26 protein-coding genes are annotated in these 24,555 nt (G+C 70.3%); 9 read left to right on the top strand and 17 right to left on the bottom strand.

The genetic code is table 11. The annotated features are described in order from the left end of the window. Positions 1 to 23: 23 nt before the first annotated feature. The 5 genes from pqqB to pqqA form a co-directional block, all read right to left on the bottom strand. Positions 24 to 902: a pyrroloquinoline quinone biosynthesis protein PqqB gene (pqqB, locus tag ACZ7CH_RS17735; RefSeq protein WP_470374353.1), complete on the bottom strand. Its 879-nt coding sequence runs from the start codon at positions 900 to 902 to the stop codon at positions 24 to 26. Then, positions 899 to 1,978: a pyrroloquinoline quinone biosynthesis protein PqqE gene (pqqE, locus tag ACZ7CH_RS17740; RefSeq protein WP_470374354.1), complete on the bottom strand. Its 1,080-nt coding sequence runs from the start codon at positions 1,976 to 1,978 to the stop codon at positions 899 to 901. The genes pqqB and pqqE overlap by 4 nt, the downstream gene beginning before the upstream one ends. After that, entirely contained in the window at positions 1,971 to 2,240 is a 270-nt protein-coding gene (gene pqqD, locus ACZ7CH_RS17745) for a pyrroloquinoline quinone biosynthesis peptide chaperone PqqD (RefSeq protein ID WP_360385962.1), read from the bottom strand. The genes pqqE and pqqD overlap by 8 nt, the downstream gene beginning before the upstream one ends. After that, entirely contained in the window at positions 2,234 to 2,932 is a 699-nt protein-coding gene (gene pqqC / locus ACZ7CH_RS17750; protein WP_458429357.1) for a pyrroloquinoline-quinone synthase PqqC, read from the bottom strand. Before pqqC ends, pqqD begins: the two co-directional genes overlap by 7 nt. A 170-nt stretch (positions 2,933 to 3,102) precedes the next feature. Continuing rightward, positions 3,103 to 3,225, bottom strand: a complete 123-nt coding sequence (gene pqqA, locus ACZ7CH_RS17755) for a pyrroloquinoline quinone precursor peptide PqqA (RefSeq protein WP_360385966.1) — start codon at positions 3,223 to 3,225, stop codon at positions 3,103 to 3,105. Between the two features lie 289 nt (positions 3,226 to 3,514). Between pqqA and ACZ7CH_RS17760 the strand changes: the two genes are divergently transcribed. Next, positions 3,515 to 4,552 (top strand): PQQ-dependent sugar dehydrogenase, encoded by a 1,038-nt coding sequence (locus ACZ7CH_RS17760; RefSeq protein ID WP_470369447.1) that lies wholly within the window; start codon positions 3,515 to 3,517, stop codon positions 4,550 to 4,552. A 116-nt stretch (positions 4,553 to 4,668) separates the two neighbouring features. Here ACZ7CH_RS17760 and ACZ7CH_RS17765 read toward each other — a convergent pair whose 3' ends face one another. From ACZ7CH_RS17765 to ACZ7CH_RS17775, 3 genes are all read right to left on the bottom strand, one after another. After that, on the bottom strand, positions 4,669 to 5,805 hold the full coding sequence (locus ACZ7CH_RS17765) for a polysaccharide deacetylase family protein (RefSeq protein ID WP_360385970.1): 1,137 nt from the start codon (positions 5,803 to 5,805) through the stop codon (positions 4,669 to 4,671). 82 nt (positions 5,806 to 5,887) lie between these two features. Next, a complete protein-coding gene (locus ACZ7CH_RS17770; RefSeq protein WP_360385972.1) occupies positions 5,888 to 6,589 on the bottom strand; it encodes a class F sortase in 702 nt (233 codons plus the stop codon). Further along, a complete protein-coding gene (locus tag ACZ7CH_RS17775; protein WP_458429355.1) occupies positions 6,586 to 7,950 on the bottom strand; it encodes an MSCRAMM family protein in 1,365 nt (454 codons plus the stop codon). Before ACZ7CH_RS17775 ends, ACZ7CH_RS17770 begins: the two co-directional genes overlap by 4 nt. A 354-nt stretch (positions 7,951 to 8,304) precedes the next feature. Here ACZ7CH_RS17775 and ACZ7CH_RS17780 point away from each other — a divergent pair, with 354 nt between their 5' ends. Beyond that, positions 8,305 to 9,108: a Bax inhibitor-1/YccA family protein gene (locus tag ACZ7CH_RS17780; RefSeq protein WP_360385976.1), complete on the top strand. Its 804-nt coding sequence runs from the start codon at positions 8,305 to 8,307 to the stop codon at positions 9,106 to 9,108. Positions 9,109 to 9,202: 94 nt separating this feature from the next. Beyond that, positions 9,203 to 9,592 carry a GNAT family N-acetyltransferase gene (locus ACZ7CH_RS17785; RefSeq protein WP_470369446.1) on the top strand — a complete coding sequence of 130 codons (390 nt, stop codon included), beginning with the start codon at positions 9,203 to 9,205 and terminating at the stop codon, positions 9,590 to 9,592. Here ACZ7CH_RS17785 and ACZ7CH_RS17790 read toward each other — a convergent pair. The 3 genes from ACZ7CH_RS17790 to ACZ7CH_RS17800 all read right to left on the bottom strand — a co-directional run bounded on the left by ACZ7CH_RS17790 (position 9,589) and on the right by ACZ7CH_RS17800 (position 12,154). Continuing rightward, the gene (locus tag ACZ7CH_RS17790; RefSeq protein WP_360385980.1) at positions 9,589 to 9,801 is read right to left on the bottom strand and encodes a hypothetical protein; all 213 of its coding nucleotides are present in this window, start codon (positions 9,799 to 9,801) and stop codon (positions 9,589 to 9,591) included. The genes ACZ7CH_RS17785 and ACZ7CH_RS17790 overlap by 4 nt on opposite strands. Before the next feature lie 167 nt (positions 9,802 to 9,968). Further along, entirely contained in the window at positions 9,969 to 11,189 is a 1,221-nt protein-coding gene (locus tag ACZ7CH_RS17795; RefSeq protein WP_458429354.1) for an acetyl-CoA C-acetyltransferase, read from the bottom strand. 92 nt (positions 11,190 to 11,281) lie between these two features. Further along, positions 11,282 to 12,154 (bottom strand): SGNH/GDSL hydrolase family protein, encoded by an 873-nt coding sequence (locus tag ACZ7CH_RS17800; protein ID WP_360385984.1) that lies wholly within the window; start codon positions 12,152 to 12,154, stop codon positions 11,282 to 11,284. A 115-nt stretch (positions 12,155 to 12,269) separates the two neighbouring features. Between ACZ7CH_RS17800 and ACZ7CH_RS17805 the strand changes: the two genes are divergently transcribed. The 3 genes from ACZ7CH_RS17805 to ACZ7CH_RS17815 all read left to right on the top strand — a co-directional run bounded on the left by ACZ7CH_RS17805 (position 12,270) and on the right by ACZ7CH_RS17815 (position 15,994). Then, positions 12,270 to 13,640 (top strand): cystathionine beta-synthase, encoded by a 1,371-nt coding sequence (locus tag ACZ7CH_RS17805; protein WP_360385986.1) that lies wholly within the window; start codon positions 12,270 to 12,272, stop codon positions 13,638 to 13,640. 88 nt (positions 13,641 to 13,728) lie between these two features. Next, positions 13,729 to 14,751, top strand: coding sequence for an RDD family protein (locus tag ACZ7CH_RS17810; RefSeq protein WP_470374355.1), 1,023 nt, complete (start codon positions 13,729 to 13,731; stop codon positions 14,749 to 14,751). Positions 14,752 to 14,848: 97 nt separating this feature from the next. Beyond that, a complete protein-coding gene (locus ACZ7CH_RS17815) occupies positions 14,849 to 15,994 on the top strand; it encodes a cystathionine gamma-synthase (RefSeq protein WP_360385990.1) in 1,146 nt (381 codons plus the stop codon). A gap of 241 nt (positions 15,995 to 16,235) precedes the next feature. Here ACZ7CH_RS17815 and ACZ7CH_RS17820 read toward each other — a convergent pair whose 3' ends face one another. Then, a complete protein-coding gene (locus ACZ7CH_RS17820; RefSeq protein ID WP_360385992.1) occupies positions 16,236 to 16,484 on the bottom strand; it encodes a hypothetical protein in 249 nt (82 codons plus the stop codon). A gap of 54 nt (positions 16,485 to 16,538) precedes the next feature. Beyond that, positions 16,539 to 17,720, bottom strand: coding sequence for a 4-hydroxyphenylpyruvate dioxygenase (gene hppD / locus ACZ7CH_RS17825; protein WP_458429351.1), 1,182 nt, complete (start codon positions 17,718 to 17,720; stop codon positions 16,539 to 16,541). 74 nt (positions 17,721 to 17,794) lie between these two features. Between hppD and ACZ7CH_RS17830 the strand changes: the two genes are divergently transcribed. Continuing rightward, a complete protein-coding gene (locus ACZ7CH_RS17830; protein WP_458429350.1) occupies positions 17,795 to 18,304 on the top strand; it encodes an Lrp/AsnC family transcriptional regulator in 510 nt (169 codons plus the stop codon). A gap of 24 nt (positions 18,305 to 18,328) precedes the next feature. Here ACZ7CH_RS17830 and greA read toward each other — a convergent pair whose 3' ends face one another. Both greA and ACZ7CH_RS17840 read right to left on the bottom strand, forming a co-directional pair. Beyond that, positions 18,329 to 18,826: a transcription elongation factor GreA gene (gene greA, locus ACZ7CH_RS17835; protein ID WP_360385997.1), complete on the bottom strand. Its 498-nt coding sequence runs from the start codon at positions 18,824 to 18,826 to the stop codon at positions 18,329 to 18,331. Positions 18,827 to 19,010: 184 nt separating this feature from the next. Continuing rightward, positions 19,011 to 19,433: a DUF4307 domain-containing protein gene (locus ACZ7CH_RS17840; protein ID WP_360385999.1), complete on the bottom strand. Its 423-nt coding sequence runs from the start codon at positions 19,431 to 19,433 to the stop codon at positions 19,011 to 19,013. A 96-nt stretch (positions 19,434 to 19,529) separates the two neighbouring features. Here ACZ7CH_RS17840 and mca point away from each other — a divergent pair, with 96 nt between their 5' ends. Together mca and ACZ7CH_RS17850 are read left to right on the top strand one after the other, a co-directional pair. Continuing rightward, positions 19,530 to 20,399, top strand: a complete 870-nt coding sequence (mca, locus tag ACZ7CH_RS17845; protein WP_360386001.1) for a mycothiol conjugate amidase Mca — start codon at positions 19,530 to 19,532, stop codon at positions 20,397 to 20,399. 2 nt (positions 20,400 to 20,401) lie between these two features. Further along, the gene (locus tag ACZ7CH_RS17850; protein WP_458429349.1) at positions 20,402 to 20,650 is read left to right on the top strand and encodes a hypothetical protein; all 249 of its coding nucleotides are present in this window, start codon (positions 20,402 to 20,404) and stop codon (positions 20,648 to 20,650) included. Positions 20,651 to 20,698: 48 nt separating this feature from the next. On the opposite strand, the gene ACZ7CH_RS17855 is transcribed toward ACZ7CH_RS17850, so the two are convergent. Further along, positions 20,699 to 23,167 carry a polynucleotide kinase-phosphatase gene (locus ACZ7CH_RS17855; RefSeq protein WP_470374356.1) on the bottom strand — a complete coding sequence of 823 codons (2,469 nt, stop codon included), beginning with the start codon at positions 23,165 to 23,167 and terminating at the stop codon, positions 20,699 to 20,701. Next, positions 23,167 to 24,504 carry a 3' terminal RNA ribose 2'-O-methyltransferase Hen1 gene (locus ACZ7CH_RS17860; protein WP_470374357.1) on the bottom strand — a complete coding sequence of 446 codons (1,338 nt, stop codon included), beginning with the start codon at positions 24,502 to 24,504 and terminating at the stop codon, positions 23,167 to 23,169. Before ACZ7CH_RS17860 ends, ACZ7CH_RS17855 begins: the two co-directional genes overlap by 1 nt. Positions 24,505 to 24,555 lie beyond the last annotated feature (51 nt).

Below are 24,555 nucleotides of genomic sequence, written 5' to 3' on the forward strand. Positions count from 1 at the left end.
GCCCGTTCGGGGCTCGGGGCACCTCAGAGTTCGAGCACCGTGCCGTCCTGCGGGAGCTCCACCCCCGCCGCGCGCACCTGTGCCGCCTCCGGCGAGTCCGGGTCCAGCACCGGGTTGGTGTTGTTGAGGTGCGTGTAGAGCCGCCGCACGGCCGGGAACCGCCGCAGCCGCGGCAGGCTCGCCGTGATCGGCAGGTGGCCCATCGCGGCCTGCCCTGACCCGCTGCCCGTCGCCGTGCCCATCTCGGAGGCCGCGTGGAACGTGCCGTCGAGCACCAGGCAGTCCGCCCCGGCCACCACGTCGTCGAACCCGTCCGGCCAGTGCGCGAGGCACGGCGCGTAGACCAGCACACCACCGGTGACCGGGTCGGCGAACCGGTAGGCGACCACCCAGTCGCCCTCCACGGTGGATGACCGCGCGTACTTCGGGCGCTTGCCGCTGATCGGGACCGCCGTCACCCGCAGGCCGTCGAGCTCGACCTCGGCGGTGGTGACCTCGCGCCAGTCCACGGGTGCGTACCCGTCGACCACCGAGCGCAGGTCGAACCGGTCGCGCAACGCGTGCAGCACCGGGCCCGGCGCCCACACCGCCAGGTCCGTGCCGCCGCGCAACGTCAGCAGGCCGAGCGCGTGGTCGAGCTCCGCGTCGGTGAGCAGGGCGCCGCGCACCGGGGTCTCGCGCGGGCCGGGACCGGGGTTCAGCAGCGCGCAGGCGGCGAGCTGCGTGCGGATGTCCGGCGAGGCGTTGACCAGCCACCAGCGCGTGCCGTCGGCACTGACCGCCAGGCAGTCCTGCGACCGGGCGGGCAGCTCACCGGACCGGGCGCGGACGCACAGCGCGCAGGCGCAGTTCCACTGCGGGAACCCGCCGCCGGCCGCGGTGCCGAGCAGGACCGCCTTCACGGCATCCTCCGCATGGCCATGGCCGGTTCGACCGCCGGTGCCACCTCGGTCGCCAGAATCAGGTCCACAGTGGACCGATGCGGCGACAGCGAGCACACCGGGTCGGTGGCGGCGGCGTCACCGGTGAGCTGGAACGCCTGGCACCGGCAGCCGCCGAAGTCGACCTCCTTGCGCGGGCACGACCGGCACGGGTCCCGCATCCAGTCGAAGCCGCGGAAGGCGGTGAACGACGGCGAGTCGTGCCAGATGTCGTGCAACGACGAGTCGCGCACGTTCTCGACCGGCAGCGTCGGGATCACGGTGGCGGCGGGGCAGGGGAGCACCGAGCCGTCGGGCGCCACGGTCAGCTGCCGCGCACCCCACCCGTACATGCACGGCTTCGGGTGCGCCTCGTGGTAGTCGGCGATGACGTAGACGATCTCCATCACCCCGCGCAGCCGTTCCTGCGCCGCGGCGACGACCGGGCCGGCCGCCGCCAGCTGGTCGCGCGTGGGCAGCAACGCCGCCCGGTTGCGCAGCGCCCAGCCGTAGTACTGGGTGTTGGCGAGCTCCAGCCGTTCCGCGCCCAGCCGCTCGGCCAGCGCGATGATCCCGGCGACGTTGTCGAGGTTCTGCCGGTGCAGCACGGTGTTCACGGTCAGCGGCAGGCCTTCGGCGCGGATGAGGGCCGCTGCCTCGACCTTCCGGTCGAACGCCTTGATGCCCGCGATCCGGTCGTTGCCTGCCTTGGTCGCGTCCTGCAAGGAGAGCTGCACGTGGTCGACGCCGCGCCCGGCCAGGTCGTGCAGCCGGTCGCGGGACAGGCCCACGCCGGACGTGACGAGGTTGACGTAGCAGCCGAGGCTGTTCGCGTGCGCCACCAGCTCCGGGAGGTCCGGTCGCAGCAGCGGTTCCCCGCCGGACAGGTGGACCTGCAACACGCCCAGCGAGCGGGCCTGGTCGAAGACGCGCAGCCAGTCCTCGGTGGGCAGCTCGGCGCCCCTGCGCACCAGCTCCACCGGGTTCGAGCAGTACCCGCACTGCAGCGGGCAGCGGTGCGTGAGCTCGGCGAGCAGGCCGAACGGTGCCTCAGCCATCGACGTCGACCACCCTCCGGTCCACCAGCCGCGCCACCAGCTCCGCCACGTCCGCCGGCTCGACGCCCGCGTACTCGTCGCCCAGCGCCAGCGCGATGTCCCCCACCGACCGGACGCCGTCGCACAGCGCCACGACGGAGGCCGCGGTCTCGTTGAGCACCAGCACGCCCTCGGGGAACAGCACGACGTGCGCGGAGCGGATCTGGTCGTAGCCGCGCTTCACCCCGCGCCGGATGCGCGGCACGGCGCCGAGCGCTAGCACGGCCTGCCCCTGCCCGAGTAGTAGTCGACGGCGTCCAGCACGGCCCGCAGCACGTCGCACTTGAACGCCAGCGCCGCCACGGCCGCCAGCTGCTGTTCGCGGGTGCGGGCGTGCTCGACCACGACGTCCACAGTGGCCTGTCCCTCGCCGGCGACCGCCCGGATGCGGTCGGTGAAGTAGGCGAACCCCTCCTCGGCGATCCACGGGTACCGCTCCCGCAACGCCGCGAGTCGCTTGCGCATCAACGCACCCGAGAACATCTCGGTCAGCCCGGAGGCGACCCCCTCGACCCACGGCCTGGTGCGCGCGAAGTTCACGTAGGCGTCGACGGCGAACCGGACGCCGGGCAGCACGTGCCGTTCGTCGAGCACCTCGTCCCTGGTCAGCCCGACCGCCTCGGCGAGCAGCAGCCAGTTCTCTGCGCCGCCCTCGCCGGGTCCCGTGCCGTCGTGCCACACGATCCGCTCGCGCCACTGGCGGCGGACCTCCGGCACCGGGCAGTTCGACAGGATCGCGGCGTCCTTCTGCGCGATGCAGCGCTGGTAGTACCAGCGGTTCGCGGCCCACGCCTGCAGCTCGTGCTTGCTCAGGCCGCCCTCGTGCATGCGCAGGTGGAACGGGTGGCTGTCCCAGTACCGCGGGGCCAGCGCGCGGAGCTCCGCAACGAACTCCTGGGCGGACACGGCTTTCATCAGCGTGCACTCCTCAGCGGTTGGCCAGAAGTCGTACCCGTCGCGTTCGCTCCCCTGGCTTCGACGGCGATTCGATCATGTGTTGGTGGTACTTGCAGATGCCGTTGCCGGCAGGGGGAGTGCGGGAGACCGGGGCCCCCGCCGCCGCGAGGGTCCCGGTGCGGGCCGCGTCAGCTGCGGGCCGCGTAGGCGGTGACCTCCATGGGCGTGTCGAAGTCGCGGAAGTCGGGCTTCACCCACTCGCGCTTGACCTCGGGAAGCTTGTGCTCGGTAGCGGTAGCGGCAACGTTCATGCGCGACTCCTCGGGTCTACGGCGTGCCCGGGAAGGGCACGCGCGGCTCTTCCGTGGGGCGCGGCGGCGACTTTCACCGTAGGACGTCCCGCGTGGATCGCGCTAGACCGTTCACAAGGTTCCCAAAGATCATCGGAGCGGAACCGCCTTTCAGGCCTGAGACGACGGACGGTTGTATCGAAACATCCGATGAGCGTTGTGGGTTTGTGCGAGCTGTGATTGGGTAAACACGCCCTGCAACACCTCCGCCGCAGACTGAAACCACGAGCGGACCCGAAGGAGAGCACACATGCGTGCTCGTCGTATCGCGGCAGCGGCAGCCTGCACCGCCGTCGCCGCCTCCCTCTGCGTGATCCCGGCCTCCGCGCAGGACGGACCCTCCGCGCAGGCCGAGCGGACCCTCGCCAGCGGGTTGGACATCCCCTGGGACATCGAGTTCCTGCCCGACGGCAGTGGCATCTTCACGGAACGGGACACGTTCAAGATCAAGAAGCTCAGCGGCACGACCGTGACCGAGCTCGACACCGTGGAAGCGGCCCAGAGCACGGGCGGTGAGGGCGGACTGCTCGGCCTCGCGGTGTCGAAGACGTTCGCGACCGACAACTCGGTCTTCATCTACTACTCGACGGCGACCGACAACCGGATCGCCAAGCTCGTGCTGGGCGGCACGCCGCAGCCGATCGTCACCGGCATCCCGAAGAACCGCTACCACAACGGCGGCGGCCTGGAGTTCGGTCCGGACGGCTACCTGTGGGCGACCACCGGCGATGCCCAGAACACGGCCAACGCGCAGAACTGGAACTCGCTGGGCGGCAAGATGCTGCGCTTCGACACCGCGGGCAGGCCGGCGAGCGGCAACCCGCGCGCGAACAGCGTCGTGTACACGATCGGCCACCGCAACCCCCAGGGCATCACCTGGGTCGGCACCACCGCGTACGCCACCGAGTTCGGCAACAACACGACCGACGAGATCAACCGCATCGAGGCCGGGAAGAACTACGGCTGGCCGACGTGCGAAGGCAACTGCAACGTCGCCGGCATGACGAACCCGGCCGTCACGTGGTCCAACCGGCTGGCGGGCCCGACCGGCATCGCCCTGCACAAGAACGCGCTCTACGTCGGCGCCGTCACCGGCCGCCGGATCTGGAAGGTCCCGGTCAACGGCACCACGCTCGGCACGCCGCAGGCGTTGTTCACCGGCGCCTACGGCCGGGTGCGCTCGATCGCTCCCGCACCGGACGGCACCCTGTGGTTCGGCACGTCCAACCAGGACGCCAACGGCCAACCTGGTTCAACCGACGACCGCATCGTCTCCACCGACGCCTGACCCACCCGTTCGCGCACCGCTGCTTCGGCACGCGGGGACCTTTCGTGCGCTTCTGGGGTACGAAAGGTCCCCGCGTGCCGTAGGCGGACACGAGTGGGTGACGTCGGGAGGTGGGGTCAGTTGCGGGCGGCGGGCATCCGGCGGAGCTGGTCGAGGACCGCCGGGTCCTGCAGCTGCATCCACTGGATGACCTCGGTGTAGGTGGCGCACACCGTCTCCGGCTTGCCGCACACCTCGCCGAGGAACTGCTCCATCGCCGTGGAGAACGCCGACCCGTTCCACTCGTTGAAGTGGTTGCCGATCACCAGCGGCGCGCGGTTGCCGTTCAGCGCCGCCCGGTACACCGACCGGTACGTGTCGACGACGATCTGCGTGAACTCCGGGGCACGCGCCGGTTCCTCCTTGGCGCCGTTGAGCGCGTACCAGAGGTTGAAGTCCATCATCACGACCTGCCGGCCCAGCGCGGGGACGCGCACCTCGGGCATCGGGAACTCGTACAGTCCCCTTTGGACGGACGGCCACTGGACGCCGAGCGCGACCTGGCTGGTGTCGTAGACCAGGCCGTGGGCGGCCATCGCAGGGAAGGCCTCGTCCCAGTTGCCCTCCAGGCACGGCGTCCGTCCACCCCGGACCGCGTCGGCGGGCAACCGGAAGCCCTCGGACCGCGCCTTGTCGACGATCAGGCGGAACTGCGCCAGCTCCGCGTTCCAGGCGGCGTTGTCCCACTTGTCCACCGAGGGCTGGCTGCCACCGGAGCAGAAGTGGCCGTTGTAGTGCGTGCCGATCTCGTGGCCGTCGGCGATCACCTGGTTCAGGTAGCCGATCCTGGCCTCGATGTCCTGCCTGCTGCCGCCGAAGTCGATGTCCGACCGGCCCCGCTTGAGACCCGCGGGCGGCTGGTACAGCGTCCGGTCCTGGTCGGCCAGCATGTACACGCCGGACAGCAGGCCGGTGACGTGCGCGCCCGTCTGCCTGGCGACCGGGAGCACCTTGTCCCAGTGCTGCTTGGACACCGCGCCGTCGAAGGAGAAGAGCACGAACTGCGGCGGCTTCTCACCCTGAGCCAGCTTGTGCATCCACGGTTGCTTCGCGAGCTGTTCCGGCGTGGGCCCAGGCACCCGCGGTGCGGGTCCGGACTCCTTCGGAGTCGGAAGGCGGGGCGCCATCGGCAGCGGGCCGTTCTCCGCCTGCTGGTCCGGGTCGTCGTGCGGACTCAGCGTCATCACCAGCACGAGTGCCAGTGCCAGAGCCACGCCCGTGGTCAACCATCCCCAGCGCTTCACACAGTAGGAGACGATCGGTCACCCGAACGGGTTGCGCCGGGGAGGCGATTGGTCACCTGACGGGGTCGGCGATCACCACTCGGTTCGCCTCGTAGCCCTGCTGCCCACCGATCCAGGTACCCCCGCACGTGACCAGCACCAGCCGGTGCGGGCCGCGCGGCCCGAAGAGCTCCAGCGCGCGGGCCGGCAGCTCCTCCTTGCGGACCGTCTCGATCTGCCGGATCTTGAACCGGAACTCCTCGCCCGCGCTGTCGGCGACGACGACCTCACGGCCGTTCTGCGCCTGCCACAGCTCGGCGAACGGTCCCTTCGCGCCCTTCCAGTCGACGTGCCCGGCCAGCACGGTCGCGCCCTCGGCGCCCGCCAGCTCGGTGCCCCACCAGGTCGCCTCGCCGATGCCGTCGGGCACCGGCAGCACGCCGTCCTTGACCTCGCGCCGCACCAGAGTGGCCGAGCCACCGGCGGGCAGCCGCACCGAACCGGGACCGGCCTTGGGCGGCGCGGGCTGTTGCTGCTGCGGTGGTGCGGGCTCGACCGGTTTGGCGTTGCCGGTGTTCGCGCCGCCGATCAACCCGGTGAGGTCGGCGCCCCTGCCGGTGCTCATGCTGTCGCCGACAGGACCGGGCCCGACCACGGGGATCTCGTCCGCGACCGGCCGTCCCGCGAGGACGTCGGTCTCGGACGAGGTGACCAGCACGCTGGTGGCGGCGACGCCCACCACCAGCACGCCGGTCAGGAAAGCCCGGGAACTCACTGCCTGCGCCACACCAGCAAGCCTGCCAGTGCCCCGCCGAGCAGCACCAGGCCACCCACCGAGAGCAGCAGACCGGGGCGCAGCTGCGAGTCGAACGACGCGGTCGCGACCGGCGTGCTGCCCTCCGTGCCCGCCGGGATCGTGCTGGGCACGACCGGGGTGTTCGGCTTGTTCACCAGCTCCAGCGCGAGCGTCGAGCCGGGGCCGACGGACCCGCACGCGGCCGGTGGTGCCTTCGCGTCGAAGAACTCCTCGTACCCCTTCGGCGCGGCCACCTCGACGAGGCAGATCTCCTGCGGCGTGCGCAGGTCCGGCACCTCGACCGTGCCGTCGGCACCGGTCTGCAGCACCAGCGGCTTGCCGTCCGTGCCGACCAGCGGGCTGTCGTCCTGCTTGAGCGCGGGGCTCGTCTGGTCCTTGGCGGTGACGCGCAGCGCGACGCCCGCGATGGCCTTCTTGGTCTCCGAGTCGATCTTCGTGATCTTCACGGCGCCCGGAGCGGTCTTGGCCTGGGCGTTGGCGGCGGCGGTCAGCTTCTTCTCGCCGCCGGTGGTGACGATCCGCTGCATGTTCTCGGTCTGGATCGGCTGGTGCACGACCGGCTTGTCCGCGGGGGAGTCGGCGGTGACCGCGATCGCCGGCTTCGGGCCGGTGGGGACGACCTTGAGCGCGACCGGGCTGCCGTTCGCGTCGGTGGTGACCTTGCCCTCCGCGCTGCCGTCGACGAGCGTGGCGTCGGTCAGCGCGAAGCTGATCGGCGCGCCGGAGACGCCCTTGTCGTTCTGCTTGAGCAGCGACACGGTCCACGTCGACTCGGTGCCGATGACGAGCGGTTCCTGCGGCGCGGTCGCGGCGAGCTTCCACGGGCCGCGGTTGGCCTCGGCGTCGGCCCGCATCCGCGCGACCGCCTCCAGCACGGGCGCGGGCAGCCGGGCGGCGTACCACTCGGCGTTGTAGGCGAGGTAGCGCGGGTCCTTCGTGTCGAAGTTCACCGCACCGTCCGGCGCCGCGGTCCAGCTGTGCAGCAGGTGCGCGAGCGCCGCCGCCTCCTCCGCCGACTTGGTCGTGGAGTAGCGCAGCAGGAGGTAGGAGATGTTCGCGGCCACGTCGGGCGCGAGCTTCTTGCCCGCCTTCGTCAGCAGCTCGTCACCGGGCTGGTAGCCCACCGCGCTGTCGGGAGCGGGCAGGGCGTACTGCACGCACCACACGTGCTTGTCCTGCCACACGTACGACCCGTGCCACTCCGAACCCGTGGTGGCGTTGGGCTGGACCTCTGTCGCGTTGTAGCCGATGCCCTTGACGCCGACCGCTGTCGCCGTCGCGGGGGCGGTCAGGAGCGCGAGCCCCGAGACCGCAGCCACTGCGGCAAGACGTTTCCAGCCCATGGTGAATCGTGGTCCCCTCTGACCTGTACATATCCCGCGTGCGAGCTTGTCGGTAGCCCACTTCGGGGACAAGCCGCCACGAGGGGGAACTAGGGCGCTGCGCAGGGTGTGATCGTGAATGTTATGTGATCGGCGTTACGCGCACGGGGCCGGACACGCCGCGACACGCCGTGGTCAGGTCACGCTCCGGAGTCTTCGCGCGAGTTCGCACACTATTAGCGCACGTGTGATCGCTTGTGCGAGTAAAGTCGGCTTTACCGACGGGGAACCTGGCACCCAGCGTGCTCGTTGTACCCGTGACGGCGTAAAGCAACGCCCCAGGAGGACCAGGTGCGCTCCAGCAGCAACCCGGCTTTCCGTAACCTGCCGACCGGCGGCGGGTACGGAGGCTATGCAGGCTTCGGACAGCCCGAAGCCGGCTACCAGCAGGCCCCGCCGCCGCTGACCAGCGAGCGGCCGATGACGATCGACGACGTCGTCACCAAGACCGGCATCACGCTGGCCGTGGTGGCGGTCACCGCCGTCATCACCTACCTGATGCAGGCTTGGGTACTGCTGTTCCCGGCCGCGATCATCGGACTCGTGCTCGCGCTGATCATCTCGTTCAAGCGCGTCCCGAGCCCGCCCCTCGTCATCGCCTACGCCGCCGTCGAGGGTGTCTTCCTCGGCGCGTTCAGCGGGATCATCGGGCGGCTGATCGACGGCTGGACCGGCAACCCCGGCCAGGGTGTCGTGGTGATCGGCCAGGCGATCATCGGCACGATCGGCGTCTTCGCCGGCATGCTGGTCGTCTACAAGACCGGCGCGATCCGCGTCACGCCGAAGTTCACGAAGTGGATCACCGGCGCGATCATCGGCGTCGCCGTCCTGATGCTCTTCAACCTGATCATGAGCTTCTTCACGACCGGCGGCCTCGGCCTCCGCTCCGGCGGCACGCTCGCGATCATCTTCAGCCTCGTCTGCATCGGCCTCGCGGCGTTCAGCTTCCTGATCGACTTCGACGCCGCGGACCAGGCGATCCGGGCCGGCGTGCCGGCCAAGTTCGCGTGGCAGATCGCGTTCGGTCTCACGGTCACCCTGGTGTGGCTCTACACCGAGATCCTGCGCCTGCTCTCGTACTTCAACTCGGACTGACGTCCGGGCATCCGATCGGAGGGCGTTCCGCTGCGGCGGGGCGCCCTTCTGCATTTGTAGGCTGGGTCGCGTGGAAAACGGGTACCGCCTGGAGATGAGTCCGCCGACCGTCGACGACTACCTGCGCCTGCGCGAGGAATCCGGCCTGAGCGCGCGCAGTCGTGAGGAAGCCGAGAACGGCATCAACGGCGCGTGGGCCACTGTTCGCGCGATTCACGCGGAATCAGGTGAAACCGTGGGCATGGGTCGCGTGCTGAGCGACGGTGGCTGGTACTTCCACATCATCGACATGGCGGTGTTGCCGCGCCACCAGCGCAAAGGCATCGGTGACGCGATCATGACCGCATTGCTGGACCGCATCGGCGACCACTCGCCCGACGCGTACGTCAGCTTGCTCGCCGACCCGCCCGGCCGTCGTCTCTACGAACGGCACGGCTTCACCGAGAGCGCCCCGGCGTCGGTCGGCATGCGGCTCGTGCGCTAGACCCGCCAGCGCACGTCCGGCAGCTCGGTGCCGATTTTGATCAGGCAGTCCGTGCAGAGGGCCCCCACCTGCGAACGCGACACCCGTTCATCGGGCACCGAGTGCTCGCACACCGCCTCGTAGAAACTGCGGCGGGAACCACGGGCCTGGTCGAGCGAGAACGCGTGGCATTGCAGGTCGTATTCGCTTTGCCACCACACATAGGGCATGTCCCAACCTCCTGACTCGTCGGTAGGGACGGACTTCCCCTCGCCCGATGACGCCATTGCTGGACGATTCAGGTCATCGGCAGAACGGTGGTGGGCAAGTAGCTCCGTTCGGGTGAAACGGAGCTACTTGCAAGTGGCAAATTGCAGATCTTGGAATCGGTCCAGGATCAGCTGAGGCGTTCCAGCACCATCGCCATGCCTTGGCCACCGCCCACGCACATCGTCTCCAGACCGAACTGCTTGTCGTGGAACTGGAGCGAGTTGATCAGGGTCGTGGTGATCCGCGCGCCGGTCATGCCGAACGGGTGGCCGACGGCGATGGCGCCACCGTTCACGTTCAGCCGGTCCAGGTCGATCCCGAGGTCCTGGTAGGACGGGATCACCTGGGCCGCGAACGCCTCGTTGATCTCCACGAGGTCGATGTCGGAGATCGACAGGCCCGCCAGCGCCAGCGCGCGCTTCGAGGCCTCGACCGGGCCGAGGCCCATGATCTCCGGCGACAGGCCGGAGACGCCGGTGGAGACGATCCGCGCCAGCGGCGTGATGCCGAGCTCGCGGGCCTTGGTGTCGGACATGACCACGAGGGCGGCCGCGCCGTCGTTGAGCGGGCAGCAGTTGCCGGCGTTGATCCGGCCGTCCGGGCGGAACACGGGCTTGAGCTGCGACACGGCCTCGTAGGTGACGCCGGCGCGCGGGCCGTCGTCGGTGGAGACGACAGTGCCGTCCGGCAGCGTCACCGGGGTGATCTCGCGGGCCCAGAAGCCGTCGGCGATCGCCTTCTCGGCGAGGTTCTGCGAACGGACGCCGAACTCGTCCATCTCCTTGCGGGAGACGCCCTTCAGCAGTGCCAGGTTCTCCGCGGTCTGGCCCATCGGGACGTAGACGTCCGGCAGGGCACCGGACACCCGCGGGTCGTCCCACGTCGAGGCGCCGGAGGCGGCGACGGAGGCCGTGCGGGCCTCGGCGTCGGCGAAGAGCGGGTTGTGGGTGTCCGGCCACGAGTCGGAGCTGCCCTTGGCGAAGCGCGACACCGTCTCGACGCCCGCGGAGATGAACACGTCGCCCTCGCCCGCCTTGATGGCGTGCAGGGCCATGCGCGTGGTCTGCAGCGACGAGGCGCAGTAGCGGGTGACCGTCGTGCCGGGCAGGGTGTCGTGGCCCAGCAGCACGGACACGACGCGCGCCATGTTGAAGCCCTGCTCGCCGCCGGGCAGGCCGCAGCCGAGCATCAGGTCGTCGATCTGCGCCGGGTCGAGCTGCGGCACCTTGTCCAGCGCCGCCTTCACCATCCGCGCGGCGAGGTCGTCGGGCCGCACGTCCTTCAGCGAGCCCTTGCCCGCGCGACCGATGGGGGAGCGGGCGGCGGAGACGATCACGGCCTCAGGCATCGGGGAGCTCCTCGTTGGGGGTCAAGGTCGCAGCCGAGCCTAGTTAACGCCCGCTCACCCCGGCCAGCGCACGTGACGAGGATTTCCGGAACTCACGCGTGCCGCCGGTGCAGCCACGCGGGCCACCGCGACGCGCCCACCGCCAGCGCCGCCGCCGAGCGCAACGGCACCGGCGCCGCCGCCCACTCCGGCAGGAACCCCGCCACCCGGCACAACGGCGCCAGCAGCACACCGGCCGCCGCCTCGTAGCCGGCGGCGCTGGGGTGGAAGCGGTCGGAGCTGAACATGTCGGCGTGCCGCGCGGTGAACTCCGGTGCCAGCAGGTTCCCCAGCGGTACCGCGACACCGCCGGCCCGCCGCACCTGCGCCGTCTGCGCCGCCGCCAGCCGCAGGCTGTACCGCCGCCCGATCGCCCGCAGCGGCTGCGGGATCGGCCGCACGATCCCGAGGTCGGGGCAGGTGCCGACCACGACACCGCACCCGGCGGCGCGCAGCCGGCGGACCTGCTCGCCCAGCAACGCCGCCGAGTCGCGCACCCGCGTCCGCGTCGTCACGTCGTTCGCGCCGATGATGACCAGCGCCGCCTGCGGCTCGCCCGGCAGCGCCGCGTCGACCTGCGGCACCAGGTCGCGGGTCGTCGAGCCGCTGATCGCGTACGTCGACAGCCGCACCGGCCGGTCCGCCTCCTCGGCCAGCGCCCCGGCCAGCAACACGCCCGGCATCTGCGAGGGGTGCGTCACACCGACGCCGACCGCCATCGAGTCGCCGAGCACCGCCAGCCGCAGCGGGTCCCGGCCGTCGTCGCGGTACACGCCGTCGGGTGCGGGCCACAGGTGTTCCAGCACGCCGATGGCCACGCGGGCCCGTCTGCCCTGCTCGTTCAGCAGCCCGACGAGCGCCCCGGACAGCCCGCCGAGCGTCGCGGCGGTCATGGCGGCCGCGCGCAGGTGTCCCGTGCCGAGCATCCGCACCACCCCCTCTCCCCTGGAATCGTCGGCATCACCGTTCGAATCAACCTCCGCTGCCACTAGAGCTACGCTTCGTGCGCTATCTCGGAGAGTGGGAGTGGGGAGTACAGCGGTGGAGTACGTCGAGCACGTCGTCGACCTGGTGGGCAACACGCCGCTGGTCAAGCTCAACTCCCTGACCTCGGGCATCAAGGCGACCGTCCTGGCCAAGGTCGAGTACCTGAACCCGGGCGGCAGCGTGAAGGACCGCATCGCGCTGCGCATGGTGGAGGCGGCCGAGAAGTCCGGCGAGCTGCAGCCCGGCGGCACGATCGTGGAGCCCACCTCGGGCAACACCGGTGTCGGCCTCGCGCTGGTCGCCCAGCGCAAGGGCTACAAGTGCGTGTTCGTGTGCCCCGACAAGGTCAGCGAGGACAAGCGCAACGTCCTCAAGGCCTACGGCGCCGAGGTCGTGGTGTGCCCGACCGCCGTCGCGCCCGAGCACCCGGACTCGTACTACAACGTCTCCGACCGGCTGGTCCGCGAGATCCCCGGCGCGTGGAAGCCCAACCAGTACGCGAACCCGGAGAACCCGGCGAGCCACTACCACCAGACCGGCCCCGAGGTGTGGCGCCAGACGGCGGGCAAGATCACGCACTTCGTCGCGGGCGTCGGCACCGGCGGCACGATCTCCGGCACCGGCCGTTACCTCAAGGAGGTCTCGGACGGCGCGGTGAAGATCATCGGCGCGGACCCGGAGGGCTCGGTCTACTCCGGCGGCACCGGCCGGCCGTACCTCGTCGAGGGTGTCGGCGAGGACTTCTGGCCGGAGACCTACGACAAGACCGTCTGCGACCAGATCGTCGAGGTCTCCGACGCGGACTCGTTCGACGTCACCCGGCGCCTGGCCCGCGAGGAGGGCCTGCTCGTCGGCGGCTCCTGCGGCATGGCCGCCGCCGCGGCGCTGCGCATCGCGCGGGACCTGCCCGAGGACGCCGTCGTGGTCGTGCTGCTGCCCGACGGCGGCCGCGGCTACCTGTCGAAGGTCTTCAACGACCGCTGGATGGCCTCCTACGGCTTCCTGCCGCCCGACTCGACCGGCGCGACCGTCGGCGACGTGCTGCGCCGCAAGGGCGGCCAGCTGCCCGACCTGGTGCACGCGCACCCGAACGAGACCGTCGGCGACGCGGTGGCGATCCTGCGCGAGTTCGGCGTCTCGCAGATGCCCGTCGTGAACGCCGAACCGCCGGTCATGGCGGCCGAGGTCGCCGGCGCGGTCAACGAGCGCGACCTGCTCGACGCGCTGTTCACCGGCAAGGCCCAGCTGGCCGACCGCCTCGACAAGCACATGGGCGCACCGCTGCCCACGCTGGGCGCCGGTGAGCCGGTGAGTGTGGCCATGAACGCCATGACCCACGCCGACGGCGCGCTGGTGCTGGAGGACGGGAAGCCCGCCGGTGTCGTGACGAGGCAGGACATTCTCGGTTTCTTGGCTGGTCGCTGAACGTAGAAGGCCGTACGTCCGATAGCGTGACGCCCCAGATCAACCAGACTCATACACACACGGCCCAGCCAAGGGGGTTGGAAACCGGATGAACGCTCCGCAGCCGCCAGGAAATCCGTTCGGCGGTCAGCCGCAGCACGAGCAGCCAAACGCGGACGCCACGCAGGTCGTCCCAGGGGGTGGGCAGCCGCAGGCGTCCCACAACCCGGACGCCACGCAGGTCGTCTCGCCTGGTCAGACGCCTGCCGCGCCGCAGCAGAACGCGGACGCCACCCAGGTCGTCAGCCCGGGGCAGGTGCCCCCGGCCGGCGCTCCCGGCTCCGGCGGTTTCCCGGCACAGGGTCCCGGCTCCGGCGGGTTCCCCGCCCAGCAGCCGCCCCCGTACGGTGCTCCGCAGCCGCCCGCCTACGGCGCTCCGCAGTCGAACCCGTACGGGCAGCCCGTGCAGTCCAACCCGTACGGCCAGCCCGCGCAGTCGAGCCCGTACGGCCAGCCGCAGCAGCAGCCCTACGGCCAGCCCTCCTACGGCGGCGCTCCCGGCTTCCCGCCGCCGCCTCCCACCGGTTACGCCGAGTGGGGTTCGCGGTTCGTGGGCTACCTGATCGACGTCGCGGCGCCGGTCGTCGTGGTGTGGCTCGTCGCGTTCGTGCTGGGCCTCGTCGGCGCGGGCATCGGCCCCGACGCCGCGTGGATCTTCGCGATCATCGGCATCGTGCTCTACCTGGCGCTGTTCGGGTTCTACATCTGGAACCTGATCATCAGGCAGGGCGCGACCGGTCAGACGATCGGCAAGAAGATCGCCAAGATCAAGCTCGTCTCCGAGGAGACGCTGCAGCCGCTCGGCGCCGGCACCACCTTCGTGCGCCAGCTGTGCCACGTCGTCGACTCGCTGCCGTGCAACGCGGGCTTCCTGGCCCCGTTGTGGGAGCCGAAGAACCAGACCTGGGCCGACAAGATCATGAAGACCATCGTGATCAACGCCCCGGAGACGGCCTCGCCGTACGGCGGTGGCACCGGCGGCTTCCAGCAGCCGGGCACCGGCGGCTACCCGCAGCAGGGTGGCTACGGCCAGCCGCCGCAGCAGGGCTACGGCCAGCAGCAGGGTTGGTAAGACCTCACCAGCAACAGCCCCCGGTCCCCGTGACCGGGGGCTGTTCTGTTCCGCACTCCTGCCGGTCGGCGGCCGGACGGGTGAGTACCCTTCGGACATGAGCACCCCATACGGCTTCGCGACCAGGGCGATCCACGCCGGTCAGGACCCGGACCCGACCACGGGTGCGGTGAACGTGCCCATCTACGCGACGTCGACGTACGCCCAGGACGGCGTCGGTGGGCTGCGCCAGGGCTTCGAGTACTCGCGCACCGGCAACCCGACCCGCCGCGCACTGGAGACCGCCCTCGCCTCCCTGGAACGCGGCCGCTTCGGCCGTGCGTTCTCGTCGGGCATGGGTGCCACCGACACGGCCCTGCGCGCGTTCCTCAAGCCCGGCGACCACATCGTCATCCCGAACGACGCCTACGGCGGCACGTTCCGCTTGATCGACAAGGTCTTCTCGCAGTGGGGCGTCACCCACTCGCCGGCCCCGGTCTCCGACGTCGACGCGATCCGCGCCGCCATCACGCCGGCCACGAAGCTCGTGTGGATCGAGACGCCGACCAACCCGCTGCTGAACATCGGCGACATCGCCGCGATCGCCGAGGTCGCCCACTCCGCGGGCGCCAAGCTGGTGGTGGACAACACCTTCGCGTCCCCGGCCCTGCAGACCCCGCTGGAGCTCGGCGCCGACGTGGTGCTGCACTCCACCACCAAGTACGTCGGCGGCCACTCCGACGTCGTCGGCGGCGCCCTCGTCACCTCCGACGAGGAGACCGACGCGGCGTTCGGCTTCCTGCAGAACGGCGCGGGCGCGGTCCCCGGCCCGTTCGACGCCTACCTGACCCTGCGCGGCCTCAAGACGCTCGAGCTGCGCATGGAGAAGCACTCCGACAACGCCGAGCTGGTCGCCGAGGCCCTCACCCGCCACCCGCGCGTGAAGAAGGTCATCTACCCCGGCCTGGAGTCGCACCCCGGCCACGCGGTGGCGGCCAAGCAGATGCGCCGCTTCGGCGGCATGATCTCGTTCCTCGTCGAGGGCGGCGAGGAGGCGGCGCTCGCGGTCTGCGCGCGCACCAAGCTCTTCACTTTGGCCGAGTCGCTCGGCGGCGTCGAGTCGCTGATCGAGCACCCCGGCAAGATGACGCACGCCTCGACCGCGGGCTCGATGCTGGAGGTCCCCGCCGACCTGGTCCGCGTCTCGGTGGGCATCGAGTCGGGCGACGACCTGGTGTCCGACCTGCTGGCCGCCCTCGGCTAACCCCGCCCACCGCTGCCCCACCGCACGCGGGGCCCTTTCGTGCGCTCCTGGTGCACGAAAGCTCCCCGCGTGCACTTCCAGGAGCACGAAAGTTCCCCGCGTACACCAGGAGTACGAAAGCTCCCCGCGTGCGCTCCTGGTGCACGAAAGGGCCCCGCGTGCACTCCGAGCAACGGGAAGAGGGCGTCTGCAAGTACGGCCAACGTGGAGTTGGTGGTACTTGCAGACGCCCTCAGCGCTACTACGGCTTCTTCGAGCCGCCGAACCTGTCCACGTTGTCCGCGGTGTCGGCTGTGGGCGCCGCCGGTAGGTCGGCGCCGTTGACGCAGCCGCCGACGAACTCGATCGACTCGCCGGTGCGGACGAAGCGGCCGGCCTCGTCGCAACCCGCGTGGGCCACGGTCAGGAACGCCGCGCCGGTCAGCGCCGCAGCCGTGGTCACGGCTCCGACCAGCGGAATCACCGCGGCCACGCGTCGTACGAGTGCCATGCCACCTCCCCACGATGTGAGTCCCCCGTAAGGCAGCCTACCGGGGAACGCGCATCAGAGGTTGCCGCGGCGCTCCTGTTCCCGCTCGATGGCCTCGAACAACGCCTTGAAGTTGCCCTTGCCGAAGCCCAGCGAGCCGTGCCGTTCGATCAGCTCGTAGAACACGGTGGGGCGGTCGCCGATCGGTTTGGTGAAGATCTGCAGCAGGTAGCCGTCCTCGTCGCGGTCAACCAGGATGCGGTGCTCCTTGAGGACCTCGATCGGCACGCGGACCTCGCCGATGCGGGCGCGCAGCTCGGGGTCGTCGTAGTAGGAGTCCGGGGTCTCCAGGAACTCCACGCCCGCCTCGCGCATGGCGGTGACGGTCTTGATGATGTCGTTGGTGGCCAGCGCGATGTGCTGGACGCCCGCGCCCTCGTAGAACTCGAGGTACTCGTCGATCTGCGACTTCTTCTTCGCGACCGCCGGCTCGTTCAGCGGGAACTTGACGCGGTGGTTGCCGTTGGAGACGACCTTGGACATCAGCGCCGAGTAGTCGGTGGCGATGTCGTCGCCGATGAACTCCGCCATGTTCACGAAGCCCATGACGCGGTTGTACCACTCGACCCAGTAGTCCATCTTGCCGAGCTCGACGTTGCCGACGCAGTGGTCGACGGCCTGGAACAGGCGCTTCGGCGCACCCTCCGGCCGCTTCACGGTCGACGTCTTGGCCACGTAACCGGGCAGGTAGGGGCCGGTGTACTTCGAGCGGTCCACGAGGGTGTGGCGGGTCTCGCCGTAGGTGGCGATGGCCGCGAGGCGGACGGTGCCGTGCTCGTCGGAGACGTCGTGCGGCTCCTCCAGGACGGTCGCGCCCTGCGCGCGGGCGTGCTCGATGCACTGGTCGACGTCGCCGACCTCCAGCGCCAGGTCGACGACGCCGTCGCCGTGCTTGCGGTGGTGGTCGAGCAGCGGGGAACCGGGCTGCACGCCGCCGTGGATCACGAAGCGGGCCGAACCCGACTTCAGCACGAACGACTTGTGCGTGCGCTGGCCGGTCTCAGGGCCCGCGTAGGCCACGAGCTCCATGCCGAACGCCACCTGGTACAGCCACGCGGTCTGCGTGGCGTTGCCCGCGACGAACACCACGGCGTCCATGGCGCGCACGGGGAAGGGGTCCTTGGTCGCGTCGTAGTCGACCAACCCCACGAGCTGCCGGAGCTGGTCGTAGCTCACGTCGTCAAGCTGCTGCGTCATGCTCATCAGCATGAGATGACCCGACAGGGTGAGCAACAGTCTTCAATTTAGCTGCGCATTTTGTACAGTGATGCGTGGCCGAAGACCAGCAGAGTGAGCACTCTGACCAGACAGTCGACGAACTGGACGCACGGCTGCTGCTGCTCCTCACCGACGAGCCGCGGCTGGGCGTCCTCGAATGCTCCCGCAGGCTCGGTGTCGCACGTGGCACCGTGCAGGCCCGGCTGGACCGGCTGACCGGCCGCGGTGTGCTCACCGGGTTCCCGCCCGCGCTGGACCTGGGGGCGATGGGCTACGGGCTGACCGCGTTCGCGACGGTCGAGATCGCGCAGGGCCGCCGGCAGGAGGTGTGCGAGGGCCTGGCCGCGATCAGCGAGGTGTGCGAGGTGCACGCCACGACCGGGCAGGGCGACCTCTTCGTGCGGATGGTCGCGCGGTCCAACGCGGACCTGCAGCGCGTGGTCGACCACATCGTCGACGTGCCGCACGTGCGCAGGCTGTCGACCTCCATCGCGCTCTCCACGCCGGTGCCGCCGCGGGTGCGACCGCTCCTGGAACGCGTGAAGGGGCGGTCACCGCAGTGACCGCCCCTCCGCAACGTCGTGTGATCAGCCCGAGTACGGCACCGCGGAGATCAGCGTGACCTTCTGGAGCTTGCCGTTGGGCAGCTCGTACTCGACGGTCTCGCCGTCCTTCGAGCCGTTCAGCGCCTTGCCCAGCGGTGAGGACGGGGAGTAGACCTCCATCTCGCCGTGCGCGCCCTCTTCCCGCGTCGCCAGCAGGAAGGTCTCGGTCTCGTCGTCGCCCTCGTAGCGGATCGTGAGCACCGTGCCCGGTGCCGCGACACCCTTCGTGGTGGGAGCTTCGCCGACCTTCGCGGCCTGGAGCAGCTCGTGCAGCTGGCGGATGCGCGCCTCCTGCTTGCCCTGCTCCTCGCGAGCCGCGTGGTAGCCGCCGTTCTCGCGGAGGTCGCCCTCTTCGCGACGAGCGTTGATCTCGGCAGCCATGACCGGGCGGTACGCGATCAGTTCGTCCAGCTCAGCCTTGAGCCGGTCGTAGGCCTCCTGGGTCAGCCAGGTCACCTGGGTGTCGCTCACGGTCACCAACTCCTCGTCTTGCTCCGGCGCACGCGTGTGTGCCAGATAGTTCCCGGGCCGCCAGCCCGGAACGGAAAAACACGGCCCGCGCCGGGGCCGTGCTTGAGCTGCAATAGTAACACGGAGACAACGTTCAGCGACGGCGATTTGTTCCTCATCTCGCCGCTTAAACCGCAGATCACCCGCTTGGCCGCTAGGTCGTGGACAAGTAGGCGGGAACCTGGTAGGAGCAGCCGAACACTTCGCCGGTGACCGGCGGCTTCGAACCGCGAACAACAGTTGTCTCGACAACGGTCGAATTCCCCGGCGGGATCAGAACTTCACGCCGACCCGCTTCGTCCCCGTCCTTGGACCGGGCCCGAATGATGCAGACGGCCGGTCGCTCCGGTTGGTCTCGGGAAACCTGGAAAGTGACCTGCACCCGCTCGCTGTCGAGGATCTGGAACGCCGTCTGTTCGGCCTCGATCGGTTTTGTGCCGAGATTTCGGTAACCGACGAACGCGACGACCGCACCGACCACCACGGCTACGGCGAGTAACGCCCACCGCGCGAGCCTGGGCATCGCCGCGCGGCTGCTCTTGCCGTACCGCCCCTCGGGGAGAGCGCGCTGTGCCACTATCCCGCGCCTCCTCAAGCCTCTGGGGAACAATGGTGCTCGACGTTCAGTTGTTGAGTGTCGCAGGACCGTTCACACAGGAGGACCACGGGGGTCATGGCCGACAAGCTGCGCCTTATGGCAGTGCACGCACATCCCGACGACGAGTCGAGCAAGGGCGCGGCCACGATGGCCCGCTACATCGCGGAAGGGCACGACGTCATGGTTGTGACCTGCACCGACGGTGGTGCGGGCAGCATTCTGAACCCGGCGATGGACAAGCCGGACGTGCTCGAGAACATCATCGAGGTCCGCCGCGAGGAGATGGCCAACGCGGCCAAGATCCTCGGCATCCAGCACCGCTGGCTGGGCTTCAAGGACTCCGGCCTGCCCGAGGGCGACCCGAAGCCGCCGCTGCCCGAGGGCTGCTTCGCCCTCGTCCCGCTGGAGGAGTCGGTCCCGTCGCTGGTCGAGGCGATCCGCGACTTCCGCCCGCACGTGATCGTCACCTACGACGAGAACGGCGGCTACCCGCACCCCGACCACATCCGCACGCACGAGATCTCGATGGCCGCGATCGACGCGGCCGCCGACGCCTCGTACAAGCCGGAGCTCGGCGGGGCGTGGGACACGGTGAAGGTCTACTACTCGCACGGGTTCTCCCGCGCGAAGCTGGTGGCGTTCCACGAGGCGCTGGAGGCCCGCGGCCTGGAGTCGCCCTACACCGAGTGGCTCGCGAACTGGGACGCCGCCCGTCCCGACGTGATGGACCGCGTCACCACCCGCGTCCAGTGCTCCGAGTACTTCGACGTCCGTGACGAGGCCCTCAAGGCCCACGCCACCCAGATCGACCCGACCAGCCGCTGGTTCGCCATCCCGATGGACATCCAGGTCGAGGTGTGGCCCACCGAGGAGTACGAGCTCGTGCGCTCGCAGGTCGACTCGACGCTGCCCGAAGACGACCTGTTCGCCGGAGTTAAGGTCTAGGGGTGAACCCCTGGACCGACACGGTTGCGATCGTCGCTGTTCAGCAGCCGTCGAACACGAACGACGACAAGGGCGGCCAGGGGGAGGACTTCGGCAAGTCCTCCCCGGTCGGCCTCGTCCTGCTCATCCTGTTCTTCGTCGCCGTGTTCTTCCTGGTGCGCTCGATGAACAAGCACCTGAGGAAGCTGCCCGCGTCGTTCGACGAGCCGGCGGAGACCGCGGAGCCGGCGAAGGCGCCGAAGAAGGACTGACCGGGTTCCGGCGCACGCCCGCCAGGAGGCAGGCGTGCGTCCCGGCCGTCACAGTCGCGGGTCCACCGGTTCCGACTCCAGTGCCAGCACGCCGAACACGCATTCGTGCACGCGCCACAACGGCTCGCCGCGTGCTGCCCGTTCCAGTGCCTCGATGCCCAGTGCGTACTCGCGCAACGCCAGCCCGCGCTTGCGGCCGAGGCTGCGCTTGCGCAGACGGGCCAGGTTCGCCGGCCCGGTGTAGTCGGGGCCGTAGATGATCCGCAGGTACTCGCGCCCGCGCACCTTCACGCCCGGCTGTGCCCGCCGGGTCAGGTTCGCCAGCGGCTTGACGACCATCCCCTCACCGCCGTCCGCTGTCAGCGACTCCCACCACCCGACCCCGCGCGCCACCGAGGACTCGTCGGTGACGTCGACCACGAGGTGCCGCGTCTGCTGCCACAGCGGACCCTCCAGCGCACCCAGCTTCTCCAGGTGCCACAGGTGCGAGCGGTCGTGGAACGTCTGCCCGGCCGCCGCCAGCAGCTGGAACGGTGCGATCCGCACGCCCTCCAGACCGTTCGTGGGCCAGCAGTAGCGCGAGTAGGCCTCCTGGTACGCAACGGCGTTCGCGGCACGACGCGAAGTACGCGCCAGCAGGTCCGACACGTCCACACCACGGGCCGCCGCAGCCGACAACGCCTCGACCGCCACCGGCAGCGCGCCACCGGCCGCCGCGCCGACCGCCGCGTACTGCTCGCGGATCAGGCCGGAGGCCTTGGCGTTCCACGGCAGCAGCTCGGCGTCGAGGAGCAGCCAGTCGGTGGCGAGCTCGGCGAACAGCGGCCGGACGGCCTCCCGCACCCGGTCGAGCAGTTCCTCGCCCAACGCGCCGTCGAAGAACGCGCGGCCGGTGCGCGTGTACACCGCCCCGCCCTCCTCGCGCACCAGCAGCACCGCGCGGGAGCCCATGTGCTTCTCCTCGCAGATGACCTGCGCGACACCGGCCGCGCGGTACTCGGCGAACGCGTCGGAGGGGTGCTCCAGCACGTCCTCGCGCCGCGAGGTCGCCGTGGGCGCCATCGTCGGCGGCAGGTACAGCAGGTCGTGCGGGTCGATCGCGAACCGGCTCATCACCTCCAGCGCCGAGGCCGACTGCTCCGCGCGCACCGTCACCGCGCCCATCACCGACGTCTCGATCCGGCGCAGGCCGGTGACGTCGGTCAGCGACAGCACGTCCGGCGCGCGCTCGGCGACCGGCGGCGGGAACGGCCGGTCGTTCTCGTACCAGACCTGGTGCGCCTTGACGGAGACGAGCTCCTTCTCCGGGTAGCGCAACGCGGTCAGCTTCCCGCCGAACACCACGCCCGTCTCCAGGCACATGGTGTTGTTGACCCACTCGGCCTCGGGCACCAGCACGTGCCCGTACAGCACCATCGCGGAGCCGCGGTAGTCGTTCGCCCACGGCAGCCGCACGGGCAGGCCGTACTCGTCGGTCTCGCCGGTCGTGTCGCCGTAGAGCGCGAAGCTGCGCACCTTCGCCGACGCACGGCCGTGGTAGCGCTCGGGCAGGCCCGCGTGCGCCACGACGAGCTTGCCGTCGTCCAGCACGTAGTGCGCGATCAGCCCGTCGCAGAACTTCTGCGCAGCCAGGCGGAACTCCTCCGGCTCGTGCGCGAGCTGCTCCAGCGACTTCTCCAGCCCGTGCCGGACCGTCACCTTGTGCCCGCGCAACGCGCGGACCAGCTTCTCCTCGTGGTTCCCGCGCACGCTCAGCGCGTGGCCGTTCGCGACCATGCCCATGACGAGCCGCAGCACACCGGGCGTGTCCGGGCCGCGGTCGACCAGGTCGCCGACGAACACGGCCCTGCGGTCACCCGGCGGCAGCGCGTCGACCGCGCGCCCCTCCTCGTCGCGGACCAGCGCGTAGCCCAACTCGGTGAGCAGCTCCTCCAGCTCGGCGCGGCAGCCGTGCACGTCACCGATCACGTCGAACGGGCCGGTCTCGTGCCGCAGGTCGTTGAGCAGCTTCTCGTGCACGACGGTCGCGTTGTCCACATCGGACTCCGAGCGCAGCACGTGCACGCGCTTGAAGCCCTCCTTGCCCAGATGCTTCAACGACCGGTGCAACGCGGCCCGGTGCCGCTTCACGACGTGCGCGCCGAAGTCGCGGTCCGGCCGCGATGCGTTGCGCCGCAGGCAGACGTCGGCCGGCGTGTCCAGCACGATCGCCACCGGCAGCACGTTCGCGCGCTTCGCGATCTCGACCAGCTTCGCGCGGTCGGGCGCCTGCACGTTGGTCGCGTCGACCACGGTGACCTTGCCGGCTTCCAGCCGCTTCGCCGCGACGTGGTGCAGCACGTCGAACGCCGCCGCGGACGCCGACTGGTCGTTCTCGTCGTCGGAGACGAGCCCGCGGAAGTAGTCGCTGGACAGCACCTGCGTGGGCAGGAAGTGCCTGCGCGCGAACGTGGACTTGCCCGAGCCGGAGGCGCCCACCAGCACCACCAGGCACAGGTCCGGGATCTTCAGTTCCATCAGTTCTCCGCCCCCAGGCTGAACACGGCCATCTGGGTCGGTGCGCCACGTTCGGCGTCCTCCGGCCCGATCGGCACATGTCGCACGGTGTAACCGCGTCGTGCGGCCACACCTCCCGCCCACTCCCGGAACTCCGCGCGAGTCCACTCGAAACGGTGGTCGGAGTGCCGCAACCGGCCCTCCGGCAACGTGTCGAAGAGCGGGTTGTACTCCACGTTCGGCGTGGTCACGAGGACCGTCGCCGGGCGCGCGACCACGAACACCGAGTGCTCCAGCGCGGGCAGCCGCGACGGGTCGACGTGCTCGACGACCTCCATCAGCACCGCCGCGTCGTACCCGGCGAGCTCGGGGTCCGCGTAGGTCAGAGCCGACTGCCGCAGCGTGATCCGCTCGCGCGCCCGGTCGTTCACGCGGTCGAGCTTCAGCTTGCGCGCGGCCTCCTGCAGCGCCTTCGCGGACACGTCGACGCCGTGCAGCTCGGTGAACTCGGGTTCGTCGACGAGCACCCGCAGCAGCGCGCCCCCACCGCAGCCGAGGTCGAGCACGCGCTTGGCCCGCGCCTGCTTGAGCGCCTCGACCACGGCCACCTTGCGCTGCGCGGCGAGCGAGACCTCCGGTTCGGCCAGCGCGTTGTCCAGCTCCTCCGGCTCGACCTCGTCGACCTCGGCGAGCCGTTCCAGCGCCGACAGCACCAGCGGCCGCTTGCGCGCCAGGTACCGGGTGGTGATCAGTTCCTTGTCCGGGTGCCGCGCCAGCCAGCCGTCACCGGCCTTGAGCAGCTTGTCGACCTCGTCGGCGGCGACCCAGTAGTGCTTGCCGCCGTCGAGCACGGGCAGCAGCACGTACAGGTGCCGGAGCGCGTCGCTGAGCTTGACCGTGCCGGTCAGCGTGACGTCGCCGTAGCGGGAGTCGCCGTGCTCGTCGACCTCGACGGTCCAGCCCAGCGGCGTGAACAGCCGGTCGGCGAGCCGGTGCGGCAGCGCGGGAATGCGGACCACCAGCGGGATCGGCGTGCGCGCCAGCTCCGGGTAGCTGTCGCTGCGGCCGTTCATGGCGGTGCGGAACACGCTGCCGAGCGCGACCGTGAGCAACGACCCGGCCGCGTACGGGCGGTCGTTGACGTACTGGGTGAGCGTGCTGCCGGGACCTCGCACCAGCGCGACCGGGTCGACCTCCAGCAGGAGGGCGACCGTGCACTCCTCGTGCGTCGCCTTCGGGTAGAAGACGTGCGCGACACCCGAGCTCGTCGTGAACGACTGGGCCCGGTCCGGGTGCTTGTGCAGCAGGTGACCGAGGTCGGTTGCCGGCCGGTGGGTGGTGGTCAAGGTGAGCAACACCCGGTCGAGTCTGATCGAGAGTCGCCGTTTCCGCTGCTCATTTAGTGTTGT

Source organism: Lentzea sp. NPDC037011, from assembly GCF_055607425.1.